Raw genomic sequence first — 22,139 nt, forward strand, 5'->3', positions numbered from 1 at the left:
ACATCCGTCCGACGACTTACTGGCGCGCTCGCCGCCGGGGTGCGGACATCCGGCAGTCAAACGACGGACGCCGTACGTCTGATGTGCGCCGACATTGGAAGCAACCGCCGACGTACGGCGTGCCGCGCTCACCGATGCAGAGGATCAACATGAGCAAGACCTGGCTGATCACGGGCAGTTCCCGCGGACTGGGCCGTACCCTCGCCGAGACCGTCCTGGAGGAGGGGCACAGCGTCGTGGCCACCGCCCGGCGGACCGAGTCCCTGACCGACCTCGCCGACAGGTACGGCGAGCGGGTAAGACTGGCGACCCTGGACGTCACCGACCCGGACGCGGCCCGACGAGCCGTTCAGACCGCCGTGGACACCTTCGGCCGCCTCGACGTGGTCGTCAACAACGCCGGCTACGCCGACATGGCGGCCATCGAGGACATGTCGGACCAGGCCTTCCGCGATCAGATCGACGCCAACCTGTTCGGCGTCGTCAACGTCACCCGCGCCGCGCTGCCCGTCCTGCGCGAACAGCGCTTCGGACACATCGTCCAGATCTCCTCCGTCGGCGGACGCGTGGGCGTGCCCGGGCTGGGCGCCTACCAGGCGGCCAAATGGGCCGTCGGCGGCTTCTCCGAAGTCCTCGCCCAGGAAGTGGCACCCCTCGGCATCAAGGTCACCGTCGCCGAACCCGGCGGCATGCGCACCGACTGGGCCGGCTCCTCCATGGCCACCCCGTCCGTCAGCGCCCCGTACCAGGGTGTCGTCGGCGGAGCCATCGCCGCCATCCGCGGAGCCGACGGCAAGCAGCCCGGCGACCCCGGCCTCGTCTCCCGCATCCTCATGGACGTCGTGGAGGCCGAGGAACCCCCGTTGCGCCTCCTGCTCGGCAAGGACGCCGTCGCCGTCGCCCGGCAGATGGCCGACCGGCTCGCGGCGCAGGACGCCCAGTGGCGCGAGGTGAGCGAGTCCGCGTCCGTCTGACACCCGGGCGCCCGGCGGGCGTCCGGTGACCGCGAGGCGCGCCGGTGGCGGTCGGACCGCCACCGGCGCGCCTCGGGCCGCATCTGCCCGGCGATGCCCGCCGTACGTCCGTCGTCCTCGGTCCGCGCCGTACGACCGGGATCAGACGGTGATGGTCTTGTACTCGGTGTAGGTGCCGAGACCGACCGCGCCGTACTCGCGGCCGATGCCGCTGGCCTTGAAGCCGCCGAACGGGCCGTCGAAGGCGACCGAGGCGCCGTTGACCGTGATGGTGCCGGTGCGCACCCGGCGGGCGACGGCGAGGGCGTGCTCCTCGTCGGCGGACCAGACGCCACCGGAGAGGCCGTACTCGGAGTCGTTGGCGATGCGGACGGCGTCGTCCTCGTCGTCGTAGGCGATGACGACCAGGACCGGGCCGAAGATCTCCTCCTGGGCGATCCGCATGGAGGTGTCGACGTCGGCGAAGACGGTCGGGGTGACGTAGTTGCCCTTCTCCAGCCCTTCGGGGATCTGCGGGCCGCCGGTGACCAGGCGGGCGCCCTCCTCGATGCCGAGCCGGATGTAGTTGCGCACCCGCTCCTGCTGGTCGGGGCGGATCATCGGGCCGATGAACGTGTCGGGGTCGCTCGGGTCGCCGACCTTCAGCGACTCGACCAGGTCCTTCAGTCCGGACACGACCTCTTCGTACCGGCTGCGCGGGGCGAGGATGCGGGTCTGGGCGATGCACGACTCGCCGTTGTTGAGCAGGGAGCCGAACCTGACGCCCGCGACGGCCTCGGCGATGTCGGCGTCGGGCAGGATGATCATCGCGGACTTGCCGCCCAGCTCCAGGCTGACCCGCTTGAGCTGCTCACCCGCGATCGACGCGATGCGCCGGCCGGCGCGCGTCGAACCGGTGAAAGCGATCTTGTCGACGTCCTTGTGCGACACCAGGTACTCACTGGTCTCACGTCCCGCGGGCAGGACGCTGATGACGCCCTCGGGCAGACCGGCCCGCTCCAGCAACTCGGCCAGGAAGCCCATGCTCAGGGAGTTCTCCGGGGAGACCTTGAGAATCACGGAGTTGCCGGCGACGAGTGCCGGGATGATCTTCGAGGTGGCGGAGGAGAACGGGGAGTTCCACGGGATCACCGCCGCCACCACGCCGACCGCCTCACGGCGCACCACACTGCGCACCGTCGCGGCCGGGTCGGAGGGCACGAGGGTCTCCTCCCAGGCGAACTCCTCCGCCGCCTTCAGGTAGGCGTTCGCCTGCCGGGTCAGGCCGGGCTGTCCGGCGCGGGTGAACCAGCCCGCCGAGCCGTTCTCCAGTGAGATCAGGTGCGCGATCCGCTCCGCGTTCTCCTCGCGCAGCGCGTTGAACCGGCGCAGGACGGCGATCCGCTCCGCGGGCGGGGTCAGCCGCCACACCCCCTCGTCGAACGACTCGCGGGCCGCGGCGACCGCGCGGTCGATGTCCGGGGGCTGCGCCTGGGCGGCGCGGGCGACCACCGACTGGTCGTGCGGCGAGGCGACGTCGACAAGCTCCGGGCTGCTCGGCTCGACCCAGGAACCACCGATGAAGAGCCGGTCGTAGGTGATCATGCGCTGTCCTCTTCCGTTGTCCGTGCTTCGTGCGGAACTCTCGATCAAATGTCACTTCAGCGTAGCACTTCACATGCTTATCTGCACATCATCATGGCGAAATCGAAGTCATCCTCCTCACTGATGGTGCTCCGCTGATGGCGCCTTCCGCGAGGCAAGGAATCGGCACCCACCACGTGGACACCCGCGGCCGGTACCGGCCGCGGCGGCAGTCAAGCCGCTCCGGGCAGGCGGTCGCGTCAGTCGAATGACCCAAACCCCCAGGGGTCGCGGACCTCTCTCGCACCGCTCGCGTCACACCGTCATCTGACGGATGTGCCCGCATTCACCGCCGTCCAGAGTATGGGTGTCGGCTCGACTCCGACACGGCGTCGAGCCGGGCCGCGAGGAGCCGGCCCCACACCCGACACTCATGCGGCACACGGTTCGTCACCTGTTTGACAGGTGACGAACCGTGTGCGAGGGTCATCGCGCCGGAGCGCCGTGGCCCCTCGCACCGCAGGTGTGAGGGGGGTTCCGGGCGCGAGCCGGTCACCGGTAACACACGACGGAGGGCTTCACATGATCAACAGGCGTACCTTCAGCAAGGCCGTCGGCCTGGGCACCGGCGCGACGGCGGTCTCACTGGCCGGCCTGCACACCACCGCGTTCGCCGCCGGCGCGTCGCGCGAGCCGAGTGGCACACACGTTCCCGCGGTGCCGGCCATCACTCCGGGCACCCACACCGGCTTCCGCAAGCTCAAGCACGTCAAGGCGGGTGTCCTCGACATCGGCTACGCCGAGGCGGGTCCCGCCCACGGCCCGGTCGTCCTCTGCCTGCACGGCTGGCCGTACGACATCCACAGCTTCGTCGACGTCGCCCCGCTCCTCGCCGACCTGGGCTACCGCGTCATCGTTCCCTACCTGCGCGGTCACGGCAGCACCCGGTTCCTGTCCCGCCACACTCCCCGCACCGCCGAGCAGTCGGCCATCGCGCTCGACATCATCGCCCTGATGGACGCACTGAAGATCGACAAGGCGGTGCTCGCGGGCTTCGACTGGGGTTCGCGCACCGCCGACATCATCGCCGCCCTGTGGCCCGAGCGCGTCAAGGCGATGGTCTCCACCAGCGGGTACCTCATCACCGACCGCAAGATGCAGCTGGAGCCCGCCGCCCCGGCCGTCGAGCACAACTGGTGGTACCAGTGGTACTTCGCCACCGACCGGGGCAGGAAGACCATGGAGAACGTCGAGGACCGCCTCGCCCTGTGCCGCTACGTGTGGACCCTGGTCTCCCCCAACTGGAACTTCGACGACGCCACGTACCAGCGCACCGCCGAGGCGTTCAAGAACCCCGATTACGCCGCCATCGTGCTGTTCAACTACCGCTGGCGCATCGGGCTGGTCGACGGGGAGGCCCGCTACGACAGCTACGAGCGCGAGCTCGCCGCCCAGCCCTCCATCCACGTCCCCACCGTCACCCTCGACGCCGCCCTGGACCCCTTCACACCGCCCGGCGACGGGTCGAGCTACCGCAGCCGCTTCACCGGCCCCTACGCGCACCGCACCATCGCGGACATCGGCCACAACCTGCCGCAGGAGGCGCCCACCGCCTTCGCCCAGGCAGTGGTCGACGCCGATCACCTGTGACAGCCGCACCCGACGTCGGCCCGGCGTCCGCGTCCGGCACCCTCAGTCCGTGCGGAGCCCGGACTGCACAGGGCGGCGGCCCGGCACCGTGTCACTCCGGTACGCGGGATCCGTCCGGCACGGGCCCCCGGCGCGGGCGGCGTCCGGCATCGCGGCGGCCGGCCCCTTCCGTCTGCGCCGCGCCGGACACGCACGGCCGGGAGGAGCGGCCCCGCACTCCTCGCGGCCGCCCGGCGCCGCACCCCCTCCACACGCGCCGTCGGTCTCCTGCGACCGGCCGGAGACCCCCACCACTCGACCTCGTCACCGTCTTGACAGGTGACTGAACGCCTGACAATTCGACACCAGTCAAAACGGTGACGAACAAACGTACCGGCGAAGCCGGTCCATACCCGTCGTCGACATACCTGAAAGGGAAAAGCCGTGGTCAGCATCAAGGGTGGACGCAAGCGACTGGTGACAGCCGGAGTCTCGACGCTCACGGCGGGTCTCGCACTCGGCGCGTTCGCCCTCAGCGGCACCGCCAGCAGCGCGCCCGGGAGCGCGGAGGCCGGCCGGCACGCCAAGCCGACGATCGTCCTGGAACACGGCGCCTTCGCCGACGGCTCCAGCTGGAACGGCGTCATCGCCGAACTGCACGCCGACGGCTACCCGGTCGTCGCCGCCGCCAACCCGCTGCGCGGCCCCGCCTCCGACGCCGCCGCCCTGCGCACGGTCCTCGACCACGTGGAAGGCCCCACGGTCCTCGTCGGCCACTCCTACGGCGGCAACGTCATCAGCCAGGCCGCCACCGACGACCCGGAGGTCAGGGCCCTGGTCTACGTCGCCGCCTTCCTGCCGGCCCCCGGTGAGAACGCTCTGGAACTCACCGAGAAGTACCCGGGTTCCACCCTCCCCGACGCCCTCGACCCGGTCACCTACCGCCAGGCCGACGGCTCCACGGCCACCGACCTGTACATCCAGCAGGACAAGTTCCGCCGGCAGTTCGCGGCCGACGTCCCCGCCCGGCAGGCCGCGCTGATGGCCGCGGCGCAGCGCCCGATCGCCCAGGCCGCCCTTGCGGAGAAGGCCACCTCGGCCGCCTGGAAGTCCAAGCCCACCTGGGACATCGTCACCACCCGCGACCTCAACATCCCCGCCGCCGTACAGCGTTTCATGGCGCAGCGTGCCCACGCCCGCACCACCGAGGTCGCGGCCTCCCACTCGGTCGCCGTCTCCCACCCCCACCTCGTCGCCGAGGTCATCGAACAGGCCGCCCGGGCAACCGTCCGCTGACCCCCTTCGGGGCGTGGGGCCACCCGGACCCTGCGCCCCCGGGCGACCCACCGGTACACCTCACACATGTGCGATCCGAGCGAGAAAGGGCATCATGACCTCACATCCGGACTCCCGGGCGCTGGGCGCCTTCCTCCGGTCGCTGCGGGCGCGGCTGTCGCCGCAGGAGTGCGGCCTGCCCGCCGCGGAGCTCACCCGCAGGGTCCCGGGGCTGCGCCGCGAGGAGGTGGCCGCGCTCGCCGCGATCAGCGTCGACTACTACACCCGCCTCGAACAGGGCCGCGTACGCGCCTCCGCCCCCGTCCTCGCCACCCTGGCCCGCGCCCTGCGCCTCGACGACGACCAGCAGCGCTACCTCTACGAACTCGCCGGCCGTGCCGACGCGCGCCCCCGCGCCCGCCACGCCGTCCAGCACCCTCGGCCCGCCATGCGCCGCCTTCTCGACCAACTGCCGCACACACCCGCCCTCGTCCTCGGCAGGCGCCTCGACATCCTCGCCTGGAACCCGGCCGCCGCGGCCCTCTACACGGACTTCGCCGCCCTGCCCGCCGGCCACCGCAACTACCTCCGCCTCCTCTTCACCGATCCCGCCCTGCGCGAGCTGCACCGCGACTGGGCGAGTGACGCCCGCGACTCCGTCGCCGCCCTGCGCATGGAGGCCGCCGCGGAACCGGACGACCCCGACCTCGCCCGCCTCGTCGGTGACCTCACCCTGCGCGACTGCGACTTCCGCGCCTGGTGGGCCGAGCACCACGTCAACAGTGCCGCCCACGGCACCAAGCACTACCGCCACCACCTGGTCGGCGACCTCACCCTCGACTGCGACGTCTGGGCCGGTCCCGACGGCTCCGGGCAGCGTCTGATGGTGCTCACCGCCGAACCCGGCAGCCCCTCCCACGACGCCCTGCGCATCCTCACCTCCTGGAGCGCCGACCGAGCGGGACCGTCCCCGGCGCGGGACCTGACTCCGTGACCGGCGCCCGCGCGGCGGCCGGGGTGAATCCGCGTGGCCTCCCCCGGCCGGGTGCTCGTCCGGGAAGTAGGTGCCGCCGCCGTGGAAGCGGGCGACACCTCCGGGTACCGACCGGAACGGGTCGGGTTCACCCTGCGGTGTCACCGGTTGCGGCTCTTCTCCGGCCGTGAGCGCGGCCGACCGTCACTCGCGGTCGGCGGCGCACCCCGGCCGGGCGCGGCAACGGGCTCCGACCGCCGCCCAGCGTGCGGCCGACCGTGCTCAGCCGTCCTCCGCACCACGTCGGTCCAGCACACGCCGGCTCGCACCGCACGGTGCGCCTCTCGGGCACGGACGGCCAGGCCCCGCACCCGCCGTGCCGTGATCAGCGGTCCGCCTTCGGCCGACACGACCACCGCATGGCACCCGGCTCGACCGGACACCGCACCGACCCGGCGGCCCCCTCCTGCCACGAGCACGGTGGTCGCGGGGTCGCCTTGGGGCCTGTGTGATACCGCGTTCAGTCAGTCACTCCGAAGTTGCGGCATTCCGGCGCGCATGGGGGGCGTTCGCCAGTACTGTCGCATCGGCCGCCGACGCCGGGCGCCGGGGGGTGCCGGCCGTGGCGATGAGCCCACGCGGGATGATCGGAGGACATGTGACGGACCAGGATGTCCCAGCCCTGCTCCTACTGGACGACGAGGAACTCCTCATGGAGATCGCCCAGTTGTCCGATCCCCGGGGCGCTCTGCACAGTCCCTCGGGACTGGTCGAACGGGGCCGCGGGATCGCCGCCGAACAGCTCGCGCGGGTCCGAAGCACCGTCTGCCCCCGCAAGGACATCGTGAACATGCCCGAAGCGGACCTCGCGGCAGTGATCACCTCCGCGCTCCTGGCGACGGCCGCCCCGTCCGTCAGCAGCGGCCTCGCCTGCGCCATCGCGGTGTACGCGGCCAAGCGTGGTGTCGGCTGGCTGTGCCCGGACGACGAGGCGGATCCCGGGTGATACGAGAGCCGCTGTGCACTCCGGGCACCGGCGGAGCCTTCGACTCGGACACCGGGCTGCTGGACCTTGGCTTCGACCCCACATCGCTCGGCTCGATTTTCGAGCCGACCCGGAACAACTGGCGTCAGCTGGTGACTCTGTACCACGAGTGGGTGCACTTCTACCAGTACCACGCGACCACGTACGGATATCTCCACCGTATGCTGTCCAACGCCCAACTCCTGTTGGCCAACGGGTTTCTCCGGGTGGCCCGCGAGGAGCGCGGGCGGCGCCGCGAACGCCTCCCTCTCACCGTCGGCAGCACCGCCCTGGAGGGGGCGTCCACCGAGAACCCCAACGCCTTCAACCGGCGCGCGCTTGCGATGATCCAGCAGAAACGTGACGCGATCTCAGGCTTCGGCCCGTTCCCCACGCTGTCCTCGATGGCGGAGTGGCGCCTCCTGGGACTCGTGCTCGACGAGATGTTCGGCATTCCCCCGGTTTTCCTTTCCGAGCCGGCCATGCCCTCGCCCCCCTTCATCCGCTACAAACGGGTCCACTACCTCCTGGAGACCCACGCCCACCTCCTTTCCACGGCCTGGCTGTCCATGGCCGTCGAGCGGAGCGGTGGCGACCCCTGGATCTCGCGGACCGCGGTAGAGGTCGCGAACGCGCAGGCCAAAGGGCCCTACGCGGCATTTCTGCAGTTCGCGGGCGGCCTTCCCGTGTCCGGGGCCGGATGGCTCACGATGTTCTGCGCCCTGGCGGAGATCGCCTGCAATCCGCCGGGCGTCCACCGCCATCCGCGGCAGTCCTGGACGATGACGATCGCGCCGCTGTACACGAGCTGGTTCCCGGTCGTACGGATGGAGACGCTCATGTCCCTCGCCGTCGAGGGGAAGGTGAGCCGGCCTCGGTCGCGGTGGCCGGATGCCTGCACCGATCTTCTGACGGCGACAGCACAAGCCGTGGGGGTCGCCTTCCAGCCCGCCGCCGACGGAGCGACGGCCGAGCACGTACTGGAACGGGCCTTCGATCGACTGCTGCGCTACTGCGAGGACCCGGACGATGCCGTCCCCGCCCTGCTCCACTATGTTCTGGACGGACACGCCAGGCTGCTGGCCGCGGAGCGGCTGAAACACGCGTCCCCTCTGCTTCTCTCGGGATTCGGCATCTTCGAACTCGAACATCTGGTCGCCTCGCTGGGTGGCCCGACCGGGACGTTCACGCACGGCGGTGACGCGCACACGCTCGTCGGCGCGTGCGCGGGCTTGCTGCACGCGGGCCTCATCGGCGCCGACCGGGTGAGGGAGACGAGCGACGACATCCTGTTCACCGCGCTCCCTCTGGTACGGACACTTCAACTGCTCATGCACCGCACTCGCCTCGAACTCGAACAGATCGCGGACGACCGCCTGATCGGGCGGAACGACTGGACGCTCCGCGCGGTCCTGGCGGAGCACTACGGCCTTGCACTCGGCGACTTCGACTGAAGCCCGTGTGATGTCGTGATCAATGAGTAGTGCGACGCCGTGACCGGTCTTGTCGGTGCGGAAGACGTCCCAGAGCTGCCTTACCGGCCTCGAACTTCGTGCCTCGATGATTCGGCTCGCAGAACTGTGGCGAACAGCCGCTTGACCGCGACACCGCACAGGCCCTGGTGCGGGTGTGCCGTCCGGTGGCTCAGGAGGCCGGAGCAGTCTCCTGGGCGGCGGGGTCGCAGGCGTCGGTGGTGTCGCCCTTGTTGCCGGACGGCTTCAGGAAGAGGGCGAGGAGGATGCCGACGGCGAGGGTCGGGGTGATCCAGAGGTAGCCGGTGGCCGTCGCGTGGGCGAAGGCGTCCAGGGCGGTGTCGCGGAGGGCGGCGGGCAGGTGGCCGATGGTGTCCGGGCGGGCGGGGTCGAAGCCGCCGTCGGTCGGCAGATGCTGGGCGCGGTCGGCGAAACCGGTGTTGAGCAGGGTGCCGAAGACGGCGACTCCGAAGGCGGCGCCGATGGAGCGGGCGAAGGTCACCACGGCGCTCGCGGCACCGAGGTCGGCGGCGGGGACGCTGTTCTGGACGGTGGTCAGCACGACCATGGGGACCATGCCGATACCGACGCCGGTGATGAGGAAGTAGACACCCAGCACCAGGGTTCCGGGGCCGCTCCCGATGGTGCCGAGCAGGAGCAGTCCGGCGAGGTTGGCGGCCAGTCCGCCGAGCAGGATCGTCCGCAGCCGCCCGACGTGGGCGGCCCAGCGGCCGGCCAGGGACTGGCTGACGACCAGACCGGCGACCAGCGGCAGCATGTGGATACCGGACAGGGTGGCCGAGACGCCGTCGACGATCTGGAGGTAGGCCGGCAGGTAGACCAGGACGGCGAACATCGCGGCGTTGGCGAAGAACCCGATCAGCGAGGAGAAGACGACGGTCCGCGAGCCGAGCATGGCCGGCGGCAGGACCGGGGCGGCGGCGCGGCGCTCGACGGGCACCAGCAGGGCGGCCAGGGCGACCGTGGCGACGATCAGGCCGACGACGGCGGGCGAACCCCAGCCCCAGCGCTCACCGAAGGACGTGATCAGGACCAGGCCGGTGGCGACGGCCGCCAGGATGGTGGCGCCGGCGTAGTCGACGCGGGCCTTGGCGCCCCGGGGGGCGGCGGGCAGCGCGCGGGCGGCGACGACGAGGGCGACGGCGCCGACGGGCAGGTTGATCAGGAAGGCCCAGCGCCAGGAGAGCTGGTCGGTGAAGACGCCGCCCAGCAGCGGGCCGACGATGCTGGCGACGCCGTAGACCGAGCCGAACATGCCCTGGTACCGGCCGCGCTCGCTCGGCGCGACGATGTCACCGACCAGGGCGAAGGTGAGCACGATCATGCCGCCGCCGCCCACGCCCTGGAGCGCCCGGGCGCCGATCAGTTCGGGGAGGTTCCGCGCCAGGCCGCAGGCCACCGACGCGACCAGGAAGATCGTCGTCGAGGCCAGATAGAGCCGCTTGCGGCCGAACATGTCGCCGAGCTTGCCCCACAGGGGCGTCGCGGCCGTGGACGCGAGCAGATACGCGGCGCTGACCCAGGCGATGTCGTCGAACCCGTCGAGGTCCTCGGCCAGCCGGGGCAGCGCGGTGGAAACGATCGTCTGGTCCAGGGCCGCGAGCAGGACCGCGAGGATCAGCGCGCTCATCGCGGCGGCGACACCACCCGCCCGGGGCGGTGCGGACTGTGTCTTCGGCATCGACGTGCCTTTCTCCTGAGGAGGCAGGAGCGCTTCGCCCGCGGCGCACGACGTTGACGTCTCACTTCGCTGGCGATATCGCGCCTAACTGTCACGTCAATGTAGCACTTGCAGCCGACAGCTTCACTTCAAAGAGGCGTTAGTTGATTGAGCGGTCACAGATCGCGGCTAGAATCGGCCGGGTGAGAGCCGACGCAGCACGCAATCTGGAAGCCGTCCTGACCACCGGGGCCCGCATGCTCGCCACCGACCCCGGCGTGAGCATCGCGGCGATCGCCGCCGAGGCGGGCGTGGACCGGCGCACCGTCTACCGGCGCTTCGCCTCCCGCGAGGACCTCCTCGCCGCCGTCTACGCGGCGCGCCTGGCCGCCATCGAGGAGGCCATCGAGGACGCCCGGCTGCGCGAAGCGCCCGTCGCCGTCGCCCTGCACCGCTACGTCGAGAACATCATCGCCGTCAACCGCACCTGGCCCGTCGACCTCACCCGCATGCTCGCCGACGACGCCGTACGGGCGCGCCGTGACGCCCTGGCCCACGAGGTGGCGGCCTTCCTCGACCGCGCCACGGACGAGGGACTGCTGCGCTCCGGCCTCCCCGGGGGCTGGGCGAGCGCCCTGCTGCCGCAGCTCATGCACCTGGTGTCACGGGAGCTTCCGGAGCTGTCCGCGGCCCGGGCGGCGGACATCGTCGTTGACACCCTGCTGCGCGGCATCGGGACCCCCTGACACGTGGAGACCCCCTGGGGAGCACACGTCCCGGTGTCTCCCAGGAGATCGGGGCCGGGGAGGCGGGCGTCTGCCCGGAGCCCACGAAGAGTGCGTGCGTTCCCGCCCCGGCGGCGGCCCGGGCGCGGCCGGCGCACTGGCCGAGCGTGCCTGCCCACGGCACCCGTTCCGGACCGGTCTGCGTGCCGGTCAGCTCCGGGGCGACGTGCGGCGCCGTGCGCAGGGCGGACGGAGCGGGTGTCTGCGCCGCCTCGGCGACGCCGCCGGCGTGCCCGGCCGGGCGGCCGCCCCGGCGTGGCGCAGGGGCCCGCGTGGTCCGGGCGACCCGCGCTGCCCGGCCCCGCCGCCCGGCGCGGCCGCCCGGATCACTGCTCCAGCCGGTGCGGATGCGCGGGGTACACCCCCAGGACGCGCACCTCGGAGGAGAAGAACCGCAGCTCGTCCAGTGCGAGGGCGACCCGCTCGTCGTCGGGGTGTCCCTCGACCTCGACGTAGAAGCGGCTGGCGCCCAGCCCGGCGCCGATCTGATAGCTCTCGATCTTGGTGAGGTTCACCCCGCTGCTGGCGAACCCGCCGAGTGCCTTGTACAGCGCGCTCGGGATGTTGCGCACGGTGAAGAACAGACTCGTCATCGTGGGCTTCCCCGCGTCCGGCGCGGGTGCGGCGTCCCGGGACAGGACCACGAACCGCGTGGTGTTGTCCGGGTCGTCCTCGACCTCGCAGCGCAGTACGTCGAGGCCGTAGAGGGCGGCAGCGGCGGGCGGGGCGAGGGCCGCGTGCCGCGGGTCGCCGAGCTCCGCCACCTCGCGCGCGGCTCCGGCGGTGTCGTCGCTGACGAGGGTGCGCCAGCCGCCTTCGCGCAGTACCTTCCGGCACTGCCCCAGGGCGTGCACGTGGCTGCGGACGCACTCCACCCGGTCCTCGGTGCCGCCGGGCACGCCCATCAGGTCGAAGCGGATGGCGAGGAAGTACTCGGCGACGATGAACAGTCCCGACTCCGGCAGCAGGTGGTGCACGTCGGCGACGCGTCCGGCCGCGGAGTTGTCCACCGGGATGACCGCCACGTCGGCGTCCCCGAGGGTCACGGCGTCCAGGGCCTGCTCGAAGCCGGTGCAGGGCAGCTCGTCGCTCGCTGGATAGAGGGCGTGTGCGGCGGTCGCCGAGTTGGAACCGGGCTCACCCTGGTATGCGACGGTCGTCACCGTGTTCGGCCTTCCTGCGGGAGGTTCTGTCGTCGGGCGGCAGAAGCTCCGTTGCGTACCGCGCCTGTTGCAGTATCGGGGAACGCGCCCCGATGACGCTCACCCAGGGGGTCGTTCGCCGTTCCCGCCCGCCGTCAGCCCGTGCCGGCACGCCGCCGCGAGGACGTGGCGCGCGCCGTCCGCGACCCGCCCGGCCCGCGTGGCGAGCCGTACCGCGCGGCGGGGAACCGGGCGGGACCGCCGCGAGGCTCACCGCTCGCCGTGCGGCACCGCGGCCGGCTCCGCCCGCGGAGCGCCGGACACGGCCGCTTCCCGCGGCCCCTGCACGCCTGCGGGGCGGCCGCCGGTTCGGCGGCCGCCCGCGGCGTCGCCGGACACCGGTCGCCGGACCGTGCACGGCGCCTCTGTCCTGGCGGCACACGCGCGCAAGAGCGTTCAACAAGGATTTTTTCGGCCATCACAGGAGACGGGGATGACCGGAACCCCTTAGTCTGCTGGCCGGGTGGGCCGCGGGTGGCAAGGCGGCTCCCAGGAGACGAACCGCGCAGAACAGCCGCCACCACCGCGTGACGGAACGACGCAGTACCCCCGCCATTGCGCCCGGTGATCCGCGGGCACGGGGGTCAGCGTCCGGGCCGGGCGCCGGTTCGGCGGCGCAGGGAGTGGGGGACGATGGAGTCGGTCGGCGGGGCCGTGATCGGCCGTGAACGGGAGCAGAACGTGCTCTCCGAGTTCGTCACGGCGCCGGGAGGCAGGGCCCTCGTGCTGCGGGGTGACGCGGGTGTGGGCAAGAGCGCCCTGCTGGATCACGTCGTCGACCTCGCCAACGCCCACCAGCACAGGGTGGTGCGGGCGACCGGCGTCGAGGCCGAGTCGGAACTCCCCTTCGCCGGTCTGCACCAGATCCTGTACCCGCTGTCGTCCCACATCGACCAGCTGGACGACGCGCACCGCCGGGTCTTCGACGTCGTCTTCGGCCGGGGCGAGAGCTCACCCCCCTCGGTCATGACCCTCGGCATCGCGGTACTCGACCTGCTGTCGCTCGCCGCGTCGCCCAAGCCCCTCATGGTGGTCCTCGACGACGGTCAGTGGCTGGACGCCGCCAGCACGGAGGTCTGCGGATTCGTGGGGCGCCGGCTCACCGGCAGCTCGGTGCGGCTCGTCGTCGGACTGCGCTCGAACGTGCCCTCGGGGTTCGACACCGCGGCGTTGTCCGAGCTCGCCGTGCCCACCCTGTCGGCGCACGCCTCCGAACAGCTGCTGGACGCCCGGCATCCCGGGCTCGACGCCCGGATCCGCCGTCTGGTGCTGGACGAGGCCCGGGGCAACGCACTGGCCCTGCTGGAACTGCCGCCCTACGTGCGCGGCGGCCGGGAGGGGCACGGACCCGAGTCGGTACTCGGGTTCACCGGCGTCACACTGCCCCAGCGCCTGCAGCAGATGTACGGCGCGCGTATCAAGGGCCTGGGGGACAGCGTGCGCACGGAACTGCTGCGCGGCGCCCTGGACGGCGTCGAGGCGGGCTCCACCGCCGGGCACACCCGGGGCACGCGCTACCGCATGCTGGACGTCGACGAGGCCGCGGCCTGCGGGCTGCTGGACATCGACGCGGCGAGCGGCGCCTTCGTCTTCCGTCATCCCCTGGTGCGTTCGACCGTCGTCCAGATGGCGACGCCCAACGAACGGCGCGCGGCGCACGCCGTGCTCGCCCGGCTGCACCGTGACGACCTGGAACGGCGTGCGACGCACCTGGCGGCCTCGACGGTCGACCCCGACGAGGAGGCCGCGGCCGCGCTGGAGGCGGCCGCGGACTCCGCCACCCTGCGGGGCGGCGCGCTGGCCGCCGTGGCCTGGCTGACCCGGGCCGCGGAACTGAGCGAGAGCCACGGGGAGCGGTCCAGGCGGCTGGGCAGCGCGGCCTATGTCGCCGGACACTCCGGCCTGCTGGGCCAGGCCCAGCAGCTGATCCGCTCGGACACCGCGCCGGGCAGCCACGACTCCCCCGCCTCGGTGATCGCGTCGGGCTACGTCGCCCTCTTCGAGGACGGGGACGTGCGGTCCTCGCAGCGGCAGGTGTTCGCGGCGATCGAGAGCATGCGCGACGAGGGCGTGCGTGAGCCGGACGAGACCCTCACGCGGCTCATCGACCTGCTGCTGGCCATCAACCAGTACGCCGGTGACACGGCCGCCTGGGAGCGGACGCACGAACTTCTGGCCCCCCTGGGCGACCTGGTGTCCCCGCACTCGCGCATCTACCAGGACGCCTGGGGCGACGTGGTGCGTCGCGGCCCGGGCGTGCGGCAGCGTGTGGAGCGGGCCTTCGCCGATCGCCACCGGCTCGAACCGTGGGACATCACCCGGCTGGGGGTCGCCGCCTACCACGTGGACACCCTCAGCCAGTACCGGCCGCTCATCCAGCGCAGTGCGGACCGTGAGGCGGAGACGGGCGCCCTGGCCGACGCCATGACGATGCTGCACCTGGTCATGCTGGACCAGATCGCGGTCGGCGAGTGGGACGAGGCGGAACGGACCGGACAGCGCAGCCTGGAGCTGACGACGGCGCACCGGCACGGGCTCTTCGTCCAGCACACGCGGGCTTACCTGGGGCTGCTGGCCGCCCTGCGCGGCCAGGTCGAACGCGCCCGCGCACTCCAGGCCACCGTCGACGCCTGGGCCCGCCCCCGCGGCGTCGGATTCCTCACCGAGATCACCGACGCCATCGGCACCACCGCCGCCCTCGCCGAGGGCGACTACGAAGCCGCCTACCTGCACGCCATCGGCATCACACCCCCCGGCACCTTCCAGCCCTACGCGCACCAGGCCAGCCGCACCCTCCTCGACCTGGTCGAAGCGGCCCTCCACACCGGCCGCGCCGAACAGGCCCGCGCCCACGCCCTGGCCGCCCAGCACGCCGGCCTTCCCGGCATCTCCCCCCGCCTCGCCCTCACCACCTACGGCGCCCTCGCCATGACCACCGCCGACCCCGCCGAGGCCGACCGCATGTACCAGCGAGCCGAAACCCATCCGGCCGCCACCCACTTCCCCTTCGAACTCGCCCGCGTCCACCTCGCCCACGGCATCCACCTCAGACACACCCAAGGACGCAAAGCCGCACGCCACACCCTCACCCTCGCCGCCCACACCTTCGAACGGCTCGGCTCCACCACCTGGACCGACCGCGCCCACGCCGAACTGCGTACGGCCGGTGCGCCGTCCCCCGCCTCCTCGGCACACCTGGCGGCACTGACCTGGCAGGAACGCCGGATCGCCGATCTGGCCGCCGGCGGCCTGACCAACAAGGAGATCGGCGAGCGGATGCACCTGTCGCCGCGCACGGTCAGCTCCCACCTGTACCGGGTCTTCCCCAAGCTCGGCATCACCTCCCGTGCCGCACTGCGCGACGCGCTGGGCAAGCTCTCCAGCGATCAGAACGCCTGAGCACTCCAGGGGCGGTCAGCCCGCTTCGGCGAGCGGGCGAACGCCGCGCTCCGCGAGCCAGCCGAGCACGTAGTCGGCGACGAGACGCCATCCGCTGTCGACGACCAGCGAGTGGGCGCGGTCGGCGAACTGCTTCAGGTCGGTCACGGCCGTGCAGTCGCCGTACTGCTTGTAGACGGCGCGGGTGACGGAGTCGGGCACCATCAGGTCCTCCTGCCCCGAGATCAGCAGGAGCGGCCCGCGGCCCGCGTTGCCGGTGTCGGCCCCGGCGAGCGGGCTGCGCGCCGCGCCGCCGCAGCCGAGGTCGGTGAGCAGGCGGCGCGGCGTCGGCACGGCGTAGCGCTCGAAGAGCCGGCCGGACTCCTCCGGGGCCACGGTGTTGGCGACGGCCTTGTGGAACTGCTCCGGCGACAGGGTCACCAGGGGGTCGGTGCCGCCCTCGTCTCCGGGTGTCCGCAGCGGGATCGGCGCCCCGGGCAGGGTCACCTCGTTGATCGGGGCGGGCGCGATGGCCACCGCCGCCCGGCCGACGTCGGTGGCGATGAGGTGCTGCGCGATGAGCCCGCCGGCCGAGTGCCCGACGATCACCGGCGACACCTCGAACGAACGCACGATGTCGGCGTAGTGGTCCGTCAGCGCCTCCAGACCGAGGCCGGCGAGCGGTTCGGGCGACCGGCGCACGTCCCGGGCGGTGGCCGCCTCCCCGGGCCAGCCGGGCGCGACCGCGAGGAACCCGCGGCCGGCGAAGCGTTCCGCCCAGGCCTCCCAAGCGAGCGCGTGCAGCCACGCACCGTGGATGAAGACGACGGGAGTACGGTTCACGGCTGGTTCCTCCGAGCACGACGACCACCCGGCACCGGCACACGGGCGACAGCTCCAGGGTGGTCGAGACGCGGGCGCCGGACGACAGTCGAATGACTGAATGTTCCGCGCTCCGCAGCGGCGCCGTGCCGCCTCCAGGGAGCGGGCGAGGTCGTGGCTCCACCTGTGCTCGGGTGACCTGGCGGCCCTCTTCAAGCTGCCTGTGCCCCCGCCGGCGGACCTGTGCTCGGGTGACCTGGCGGCCCTCTTCGAGCTGCCTGTGCCCCCGCCGGCGGAGTGGCTGGAACGCACCTATGAGGTGGTTCCCGCGGGTCGGGAGCTGGCCGGGGTGGCATGGGACGAGGCCGCCGCGGACCTGCTCCCGGCCCGTCGCACGCAGGGCGACTGACCGCGCGGAGGACCTCGTCGGCGGCGCGGACGGCGGCCGCTGCTCAGCACGCGAACCAGCGTTGCGCGGCGGCCCGCAGGCCGGTCAGCTCAGCCGCGTCGGGGCAGGGTGAGCCGCAGGCCCAGGCCACATAGCCGTCGGGGCGGATCAGCAGGCCGGTGAGGCCGTCCGGGCCGCCGTGCGCGACGACGAGGTCGACGGCGTCCTGCCCCTCCGTCAGCGCCGGTGCCAGTGACTGGTTGTCCGTCAGGTCGACGAGCAACGGCCTGGCGTTCCGGGCGAGTTCGGCGAGCCGGACCGTCCCCGACCCGGTGACCAGTCGCAGCTCCGGCGCGAAGCGGCCGACCGCGGGGTGGGGATCGGTGACACCCATGTCGTAGCGCACGTCACTGCCCGCGATGAGGTCGGCGAGGCGCTGGACCACCTGCCGGTCGGTGAGCAACTCGGCGAACAGTTCGCGCAGGGCGGTGGAATCGCTTCCCGGCGCGTCGAGCGCGGATTGCGCCCGGGCGTTGAGCACCATGCGGCGGGCGGACTCGCGGCGCTCGGTGTCGTAGGTGTCGAGCAGGCCCGGCGATGCGGTGCCGCGCAGCGCGGCGGCGAGCTTCCAGCCGAGGTTGGCGGCGTCCTGCAGCCCCAGGTTCAGACCGGGGCCGCCACCGGAGGCGTAGACGTGGGCGGCGTCGCCGACCAGGAAGACCCTGCGGTCCCGGAACCGGTCGGCGACCCGGGTGTTACCGCCGGTCTGACGCCGCAGCACATGCGGACCCGCTCCGGCCGGCGGGCCGAGCGGCACGTCGACGCCGAGGACCCGCCGGATACTCGCCCGCATCTCGTCCAGGGTCATCGGCTCCTCCGTGCCGGGCTGGTCCCACTCGGTGGTGCTGACCAGCGGTGGCCGGCCGGGGAACGGCGCGTAGGAGAAGCCGCCCTGGTCCGTGCGGTACGGCAGGAAGGGCAGGACCGGTCCATGGCCGGGAGGGACGAGGGCGCCGCTGTCCGGGTCGATCGGGTCGGCCGGGACGGTGGCGTGGGCGGAGCGGTTGGTGCGGCGGTCGTAGCTGACGCCCGGGAAGCGTATTCCGGAGAGCTTGCGAACCACGCTGTGGGCACCGTCCGCACCGACCACGTACCGGGCACGCAGTAGCTGGTCGCCCTCGGGGCCAGCGACGTCGACGGTGACGGCGTCCTCGTCCTGGGTGACGGAGGTGACCCGGTGGCCGCGCCGCACGTCGACGCCGAGGGCATGTGCGCGTTCCTGCAGGACCTCGACGATGCGGTGCTGCGGAGCGGCCAGGCCGAAGACCGGACTGGCGTCCAGCAGACCGAGGTCGAGGGCCATGGCGGCGAACATGAAGTAGGCCGAGTTGGGCTGCGGGGGTTCGGGGCTGCCGCTGAGCGGCTCGTACAGGCCGCGGTGGTCGACCAGGCGCACCACCTGGCCCAGCAGACCGTTGGCCCGAGGCTCGGTGGCGGGTTCCAGGTGCTGCTCCAGCACGAGGGGGCGGATGCCGGCCAGGCTGAGCTCACAGGCCAGCATCAGCCCGTTCGGGCCGCCTCCCACGATGATCACGTCGGCTGTCACGGTCGGGTCTCCTCACCGCGAAGGGGAAGGGCGACAACCGGAGGCGAGCCGGCCGACGCCTCGGGCTACGGGACGGGCAGGCCCGCGGCGAGCTGCTCGAGGACCTGAGTCAGGACGGCGCCGAGCGGCACCGTCTCATCGGCGCGCAGGCTGTGCTCCACGGCCACGGCGCAGCCGGCCGCGACCGCGGCCGCGACCAGCTTCGGGTGGACGTCGCGTTCGGCATCGGTGCCGGTGCGCCGCGCGACGGCGGCGGCCAGCCCCTGCTGGGCGGCTGCGCCGGCCTTGGCGATCTCGCCGGCCAGCGCGGGTTCGGTCAGCATCAGCCGCACCCCCGCGCGCCAGCGCTCGTTGTGCGGCGCGTGATCCTGGGGTTCGCCCGGTGGCGCGAACCGGCCCAGTACGGCGTGGCGCAGCGAGTCCCACAGCGGTTCGCCGGCCGGCCGGGCGAGCAGGTCGTCGGCGATCAGGAGCATCCGTTCCAGGTGGCTCGCGGCGATCGCCTCGGCCTTGCTCGCGAAGTAGTTGCGGAAAGTGCGGACGGAGACATCGGCCTCCGCGGCGATCTGCTCGACGGTCACGTCGGCCCAGCCGTGCAGGACGCACAGGCGGATGGCCGCCTGGCTCAGTGCGGCCCGGGTCTGCCGCTTCTTGCGCTCACGGAGTCCGGGCTGCCCGGTCGCGCGGGTCTCGTCCACAGGTGCCATACCGGCATCCTGGACCAATCTTGCCGCTGCGGCAAGATTTTCATATCGGCAAAAAAATGGTTGCGTGCGCCCCGTCCAGGCCGGCGTCGCGGCCAGGCGGCGGTCCGCGGCCTGCGGCCGCGTCGGCGACAGCGGCGGCCCGGTCCACGAGCGGGCCGGACGCGCGGACCTGGTCACGGCCCACGTCGGCCGGGCGGAGCCGGGGCGTCGCGGCGCGCGGCATGCCGTAGGTCCGCCGTGCGGTCGCGCCCCGCTCACGGGACGGTGAGGCTCTCCGCGACCGGAACGACGAGCGTCCTCCCGCCGGCGCAGGCGCAGTGCGAGGGGTTGACCGTTCGAGGGCTCCGTGGATAGCTTGCGAGGGCCTGACAACGTTGTCGCCACAGCGCTCCACCTGCTCTTCCTGCTCTTCGCACGACCACGGCAGCACTGCCACCCCAAGACGCACCGACCGTCTTCGAAGGGAACGTCCATGCGAAGATTCGCGACACTCGTCGCGTCACTGCTGACGGCTGCGGCGCTTCCGCTGTCCTCCGCCGCCGCCTCCCCCGGCCACGAGACGCACGCAACGGCGGACCGGCGGAGCTGGACCGGCACGTGGGCGACCGCGGCGAGCGGCACGGTGAGCGACACCGGGTACGCCGGATACACCATCCGCAACCTCGTCCACACCAGCGTCGGCGGCGACCGCGTGCGGGTGAAACTCTCCAACGCCCTCGGTACGCGACCCGTTCGCTTCGCCCACACGACGGTGGGCCTGCAGAAGGCGCCCGGGAGCGCCGCGGTCGCGCCGGGCTCTCTGCGCGACCTGACGTTCCACGGGCAGCGGGCCGTGACCGTCCCGGCGGGCGCGGAGGTCTACAGCGACCCGGTCGGCCTCCCCGTCGCCGAAGCCGCCGACCTCTTCGTCACCACCTACACCCCCGAGCCGTCCGGACCGGTCACCCAGCACAGCACCGGCCTCGCCACGTCCTACTACGCCACGGACGGAACGGACCACGCCGGGGACCTCGACGGGGCCGGACTGCCGTCGACGACGCAGTCCTGGCACTACGTCACCGAGGTCGACGTCCAGCCGGGCCGGGCGGACGCCGCGGCGGGCAGCGGCGCGGTCGTCGCCCTCGGGGACTCCATCACCGATGGTGAGGTCTCGACGCCCGGCGCCAACCGGCGCTGGCCGGACCTGCTGGCGGCGCGGTTGCGCGCGAGCCGCGGCCCCGCCGGCCGGCTCGGCGTCCTCAACGCGGGCATCAGCGGCAACCGCGTGCTGACCGAGGGCGGCGGGCCCAGCGCCCAGGCCAGGCTGGAGCGGGACGTGCTGCAACGGGCGGGCGCGCACGCCGTGATCGTGCTCCTGGGGATCAACGACATCCAGCAGATCCCGCAGCAGGGGGACGCGGACGGGATCATCGCGGGGCTGCGCACCATCGCCGACCGTTCGCACGCCGCCGGTCTGCGCGTTCTGGGCGGCACCCTCATACCGTTCAAGGGGTGGTGGACGTACGGTCCGGAACAGGAGGCCGCCCGCGAGACCGTGAACGCGTGGATTCGCGGCAGCGGCGTCTTCGACGCGGTGGTCGACTTCGACGCCGCCGTGCGCGACCCGGCGGACCCGCAGCGGATGCTGGCGCGCTACGACAGCGGTGACCATCTGCACCCGAACGACGCCGGCTTCCAGGCCATGGCCGACGCCGTGGACCTGCGTACGCTCGGCCGTCCCGGACCGGTCCGGCCCGCGCCGTACCACCGGCCCGGACGCTCGCTGTCGGTCGCCGCCGCGCCGGAGGAGGCCGTCACGATCGCGGGCCAGGCGTCCTCCGTCTCCTTCGTCTCCCGCACGACCGTCCAGGGCCCGGGCACGGTCCGCGGAACGGTCACCGCGACTCTCGGCGGCACGGAGCACAGGCGCCCGTTCACCGTGCGCAGCAACGGCCGGTTCGCCCAGGCCGACGTGGCACACGACATCCCCGTGCCGGCGGCCCTGGAGGCCGGCGAACACCGTGTCCTGTTCACCGTCCGCACCCGCGACGGCCGCAGGCAGACGGCGACAGCGCTCCTGGACGTCCGGCGTCTTGGCTGCGGGCCGTCCGGCGACGCCTGCCCGCTCGACCTGACCGGCGCCTACGACCGCGACTCGATCGCGTCCGCGGCGCGTCCCGACGACGGTGACTTCGATGGTCTGGGCTGGAGTTACGCGGCCGAGACCGTGCCCGCCGCCGGCCCGTCCGTGCTCGCCGGGGCGCCGTTCGTCTTCCCGTCCTCCGCCGACGGGGCCAGGAACACGGTCACCGCCCGGGGGCAGACCCTCGACCTGCCCGCCGTGCGCGTCCGCCACCTGCGCGTGCTGGGTGCCGCCTCCGGTGGCGCGGCGGAGGCGGTCGGCGCCATCACCTACACCGACGGCACCACCGCCCCCCTGCCCCTGCGGTTCAGCGACTGGGCCGGCGGCGGCCCGCAGCCCGGCGAGGACGTCGCCGTGGCGGCGCCGTACCGGTACCGCGCCGGCACCGGCCGCGATGGACCCTCCGTCACCATCTACGCACGCACCGTCCCCTCGGACCCGGACCGGACGGTCCGCTCGATCACGCTGCCGGACCACCCGCAGCTGAAGCTGTTCGCCGTCACGCTCGACCAGAGCCGCTGACGACCCCACGACGCCG

Annotated in this window: 16 protein-coding genes; 10 read left to right on the forward strand and 6 right to left on the reverse strand. The window is 72.7% G+C overall.

The window, feature by feature from the left end; all coding sequences use genetic code 11:
* Positions 1–149 precede the first annotated feature (149 nt).
* Entirely contained in the window at positions 150–974 is an 825-nt protein-coding gene (locus ACFF45_RS22980) for an oxidoreductase (RefSeq protein WP_381348323.1), read from the forward strand.
* 141 nt (positions 975–1,115) lie between these two features.
* Here the strand turns inward: ACFF45_RS22980 and ACFF45_RS22985 are convergent, their stop codons facing one another.
* Positions 1,116–2,558: an aldehyde dehydrogenase gene (locus ACFF45_RS22985; protein WP_381348324.1), complete on the reverse strand. Its 1,443-nt coding sequence runs from the start codon at positions 2,556–2,558 to the stop codon at positions 1,116–1,118.
* A gap of 561 nt (positions 2,559–3,119) precedes the next feature.
* Between ACFF45_RS22985 and ACFF45_RS22990 the strand changes: the two genes are divergently transcribed.
* The 5 genes from ACFF45_RS22990 to ACFF45_RS23010 all read left to right on the forward strand — a co-directional run bounded on the left by ACFF45_RS22990 (position 3,120) and on the right by ACFF45_RS23010 (position 8,892).
* Positions 3,120–4,187, forward strand: a complete 1,068-nt coding sequence (locus ACFF45_RS22990; RefSeq protein WP_381348325.1) for an alpha/beta fold hydrolase — start codon at positions 3,120–3,122, stop codon at positions 4,185–4,187.
* A gap of 423 nt (positions 4,188–4,610) precedes the next feature.
* Complete coding sequence (locus ACFF45_RS22995) at positions 4,611–5,462, forward strand: alpha/beta fold hydrolase (protein ID WP_381348326.1); 852 nt, start codon at positions 4,611–4,613, stop codon at positions 5,460–5,462.
* A 94-nt stretch (positions 5,463–5,556) separates the two neighbouring features.
* Positions 5,557–6,435, forward strand: coding sequence for a helix-turn-helix domain-containing protein (locus tag ACFF45_RS23000; protein ID WP_381348327.1), 879 nt, complete (start codon positions 5,557–5,559; stop codon positions 6,433–6,435).
* A gap of 637 nt (positions 6,436–7,072) precedes the next feature.
* A complete protein-coding gene (locus ACFF45_RS23005) occupies positions 7,073–7,420 on the forward strand; it encodes a hypothetical protein (RefSeq protein ID WP_381348328.1) in 348 nt (115 codons plus the stop codon).
* Complete coding sequence (locus ACFF45_RS23010; RefSeq protein WP_381348329.1) at positions 7,417–8,892, forward strand: hypothetical protein; 1,476 nt, start codon at positions 7,417–7,419, stop codon at positions 8,890–8,892. Before ACFF45_RS23005 ends, ACFF45_RS23010 begins: the two co-directional genes overlap by 4 nt.
* A 190-nt stretch (positions 8,893–9,082) precedes the next feature.
* Here ACFF45_RS23010 and ACFF45_RS23015 read toward each other — a convergent pair whose 3' ends face one another.
* Positions 9,083–10,612, reverse strand: a complete 1,530-nt coding sequence (locus ACFF45_RS23015; protein ID WP_381348330.1) for an MDR family MFS transporter — start codon at positions 10,610–10,612, stop codon at positions 9,083–9,085.
* A gap of 236 nt (positions 10,613–10,848) precedes the next feature.
* Between ACFF45_RS23015 and ACFF45_RS23020 the strand changes: the two genes are divergently transcribed.
* Positions 10,849–11,337, forward strand: a complete 489-nt coding sequence (locus ACFF45_RS23020) for a TetR/AcrR family transcriptional regulator (RefSeq protein ID WP_381348352.1) — start codon at positions 10,849–10,851, stop codon at positions 11,335–11,337.
* 365 nt (positions 11,338–11,702) lie between these two features.
* On the opposite strand, the gene ACFF45_RS23025 is transcribed toward ACFF45_RS23020, so the two are convergent.
* The gene (locus ACFF45_RS23025; RefSeq protein ID WP_381348331.1) at positions 11,703–12,539 is read right to left on the reverse strand and encodes a prephenate dehydratase; all 837 of its coding nucleotides are present in this window, start codon (positions 12,537–12,539) and stop codon (positions 11,703–11,705) included.
* Between the two features lie 672 nt (positions 12,540–13,211).
* On the opposite strand from ACFF45_RS23025, the gene ACFF45_RS23030 reads away from it, so the two are divergent.
* Complete coding sequence (locus ACFF45_RS23030; RefSeq protein WP_381348332.1) at positions 13,212–15,977, forward strand: helix-turn-helix transcriptional regulator; 2,766 nt, start codon at positions 13,212–13,214, stop codon at positions 15,975–15,977.
* A 15-nt stretch (positions 15,978–15,992) separates the two neighbouring features.
* Here ACFF45_RS23030 and ACFF45_RS23035 read toward each other — a convergent pair whose 3' ends face one another.
* Positions 15,993–16,799: an alpha/beta hydrolase gene (locus ACFF45_RS23035; protein ID WP_381348333.1), complete on the reverse strand. Its 807-nt coding sequence runs from the start codon at positions 16,797–16,799 to the stop codon at positions 15,993–15,995.
* A gap of 100 nt (positions 16,800–16,899) precedes the next feature.
* Between ACFF45_RS23035 and ACFF45_RS23040 the strand changes: the two genes are divergently transcribed.
* Positions 16,900–17,187: a hypothetical protein gene (locus ACFF45_RS23040; RefSeq protein ID WP_381348334.1), complete on the forward strand. Its 288-nt coding sequence runs from the start codon at positions 16,900–16,902 to the stop codon at positions 17,185–17,187.
* A 43-nt stretch (positions 17,188–17,230) separates the two neighbouring features.
* Here ACFF45_RS23040 and ACFF45_RS23045 read toward each other — a convergent pair whose 3' ends face one another.
* A complete protein-coding gene (locus ACFF45_RS23045; protein WP_381348335.1) occupies positions 17,231–18,772 on the reverse strand; it encodes an FAD-dependent monooxygenase in 1,542 nt (513 codons plus the stop codon).
* A 65-nt stretch (positions 18,773–18,837) separates the two neighbouring features.
* Entirely contained in the window at positions 18,838–19,479 is a 642-nt protein-coding gene (locus ACFF45_RS23050; protein WP_381348336.1) for a TetR/AcrR family transcriptional regulator, read from the reverse strand.
* Positions 19,480–19,951: 472 nt separating this feature from the next.
* Here ACFF45_RS23050 and ACFF45_RS23055 point away from each other — a divergent pair, with 472 nt between their 5' ends.
* Positions 19,952–22,123 (forward strand): SGNH/GDSL hydrolase family protein, encoded by a 2,172-nt coding sequence (locus ACFF45_RS23055; protein WP_381348337.1) that lies wholly within the window; start codon positions 19,952–19,954, stop codon positions 22,121–22,123.
* Positions 22,124–22,139 lie beyond the last annotated feature (16 nt).

It is taken from the genome of Streptomyces cinereospinus, from assembly GCF_042430725.1.
GTDB classification, from domain to species: domain Bacteria; phylum Actinomycetota; class Actinomycetes; order Streptomycetales; family Streptomycetaceae; genus Streptomyces; species Streptomyces cinereospinus.

Excerpts from the sequence above, each read along its gene's own strand:
- ACFF45_RS22980 (WP_381348323.1), top strand. The coding sequence starts at position 150 with ATGAGCAAGACCTGGCTGATCACGGGCAGTTCCCGCGGACTGGGCCGT.
- ACFF45_RS22985 (WP_381348324.1), bottom strand. The coding sequence starts at position 2,558 with ATGATCACCTACGACCGGCTCTTCATCGGTGGTTCCTGGGTCGAGCCG.
- ACFF45_RS22990 (WP_381348325.1), top strand. The coding sequence starts at position 3,120 with ATGATCAACAGGCGTACCTTCAGCAAGGCCGTCGGCCTGGGCACCGGC.
- ACFF45_RS23000 (WP_381348327.1), top strand. The coding sequence starts at position 5,557 with ATGACCTCACATCCGGACTCCCGGGCGCTGGGCGCCTTCCTCCGGTCG.
- ACFF45_RS23015 (WP_381348330.1), bottom strand. The coding sequence starts at position 10,612 with ATGCCGAAGACACAGTCCGCACCGCCCCGGGCGGGTGGTGTCGCCGCC.
- ACFF45_RS23020 (WP_381348352.1), top strand. The coding sequence starts at position 10,849 with ATGCTCGCCACCGACCCCGGCGTGAGCATCGCGGCGATCGCCGCCGAG.
- ACFF45_RS23030 (WP_381348332.1), top strand. The coding sequence starts at position 13,212 with ATGGAGTCGGTCGGCGGGGCCGTGATCGGCCGTGAACGGGAGCAGAAC.
- ACFF45_RS23040 (WP_381348334.1), top strand. The coding sequence starts at position 16,900 with ATGTTCCGCGCTCCGCAGCGGCGCCGTGCCGCCTCCAGGGAGCGGGCG.
- ACFF45_RS23050 (WP_381348336.1), bottom strand. The coding sequence starts at position 19,479 with ATGGCACCTGTGGACGAGACCCGCGCGACCGGGCAGCCCGGACTCCGT.
- ACFF45_RS23055 (WP_381348337.1), top strand. The coding sequence starts at position 19,952 with ATGCGAAGATTCGCGACACTCGTCGCGTCACTGCTGACGGCTGCGGCG.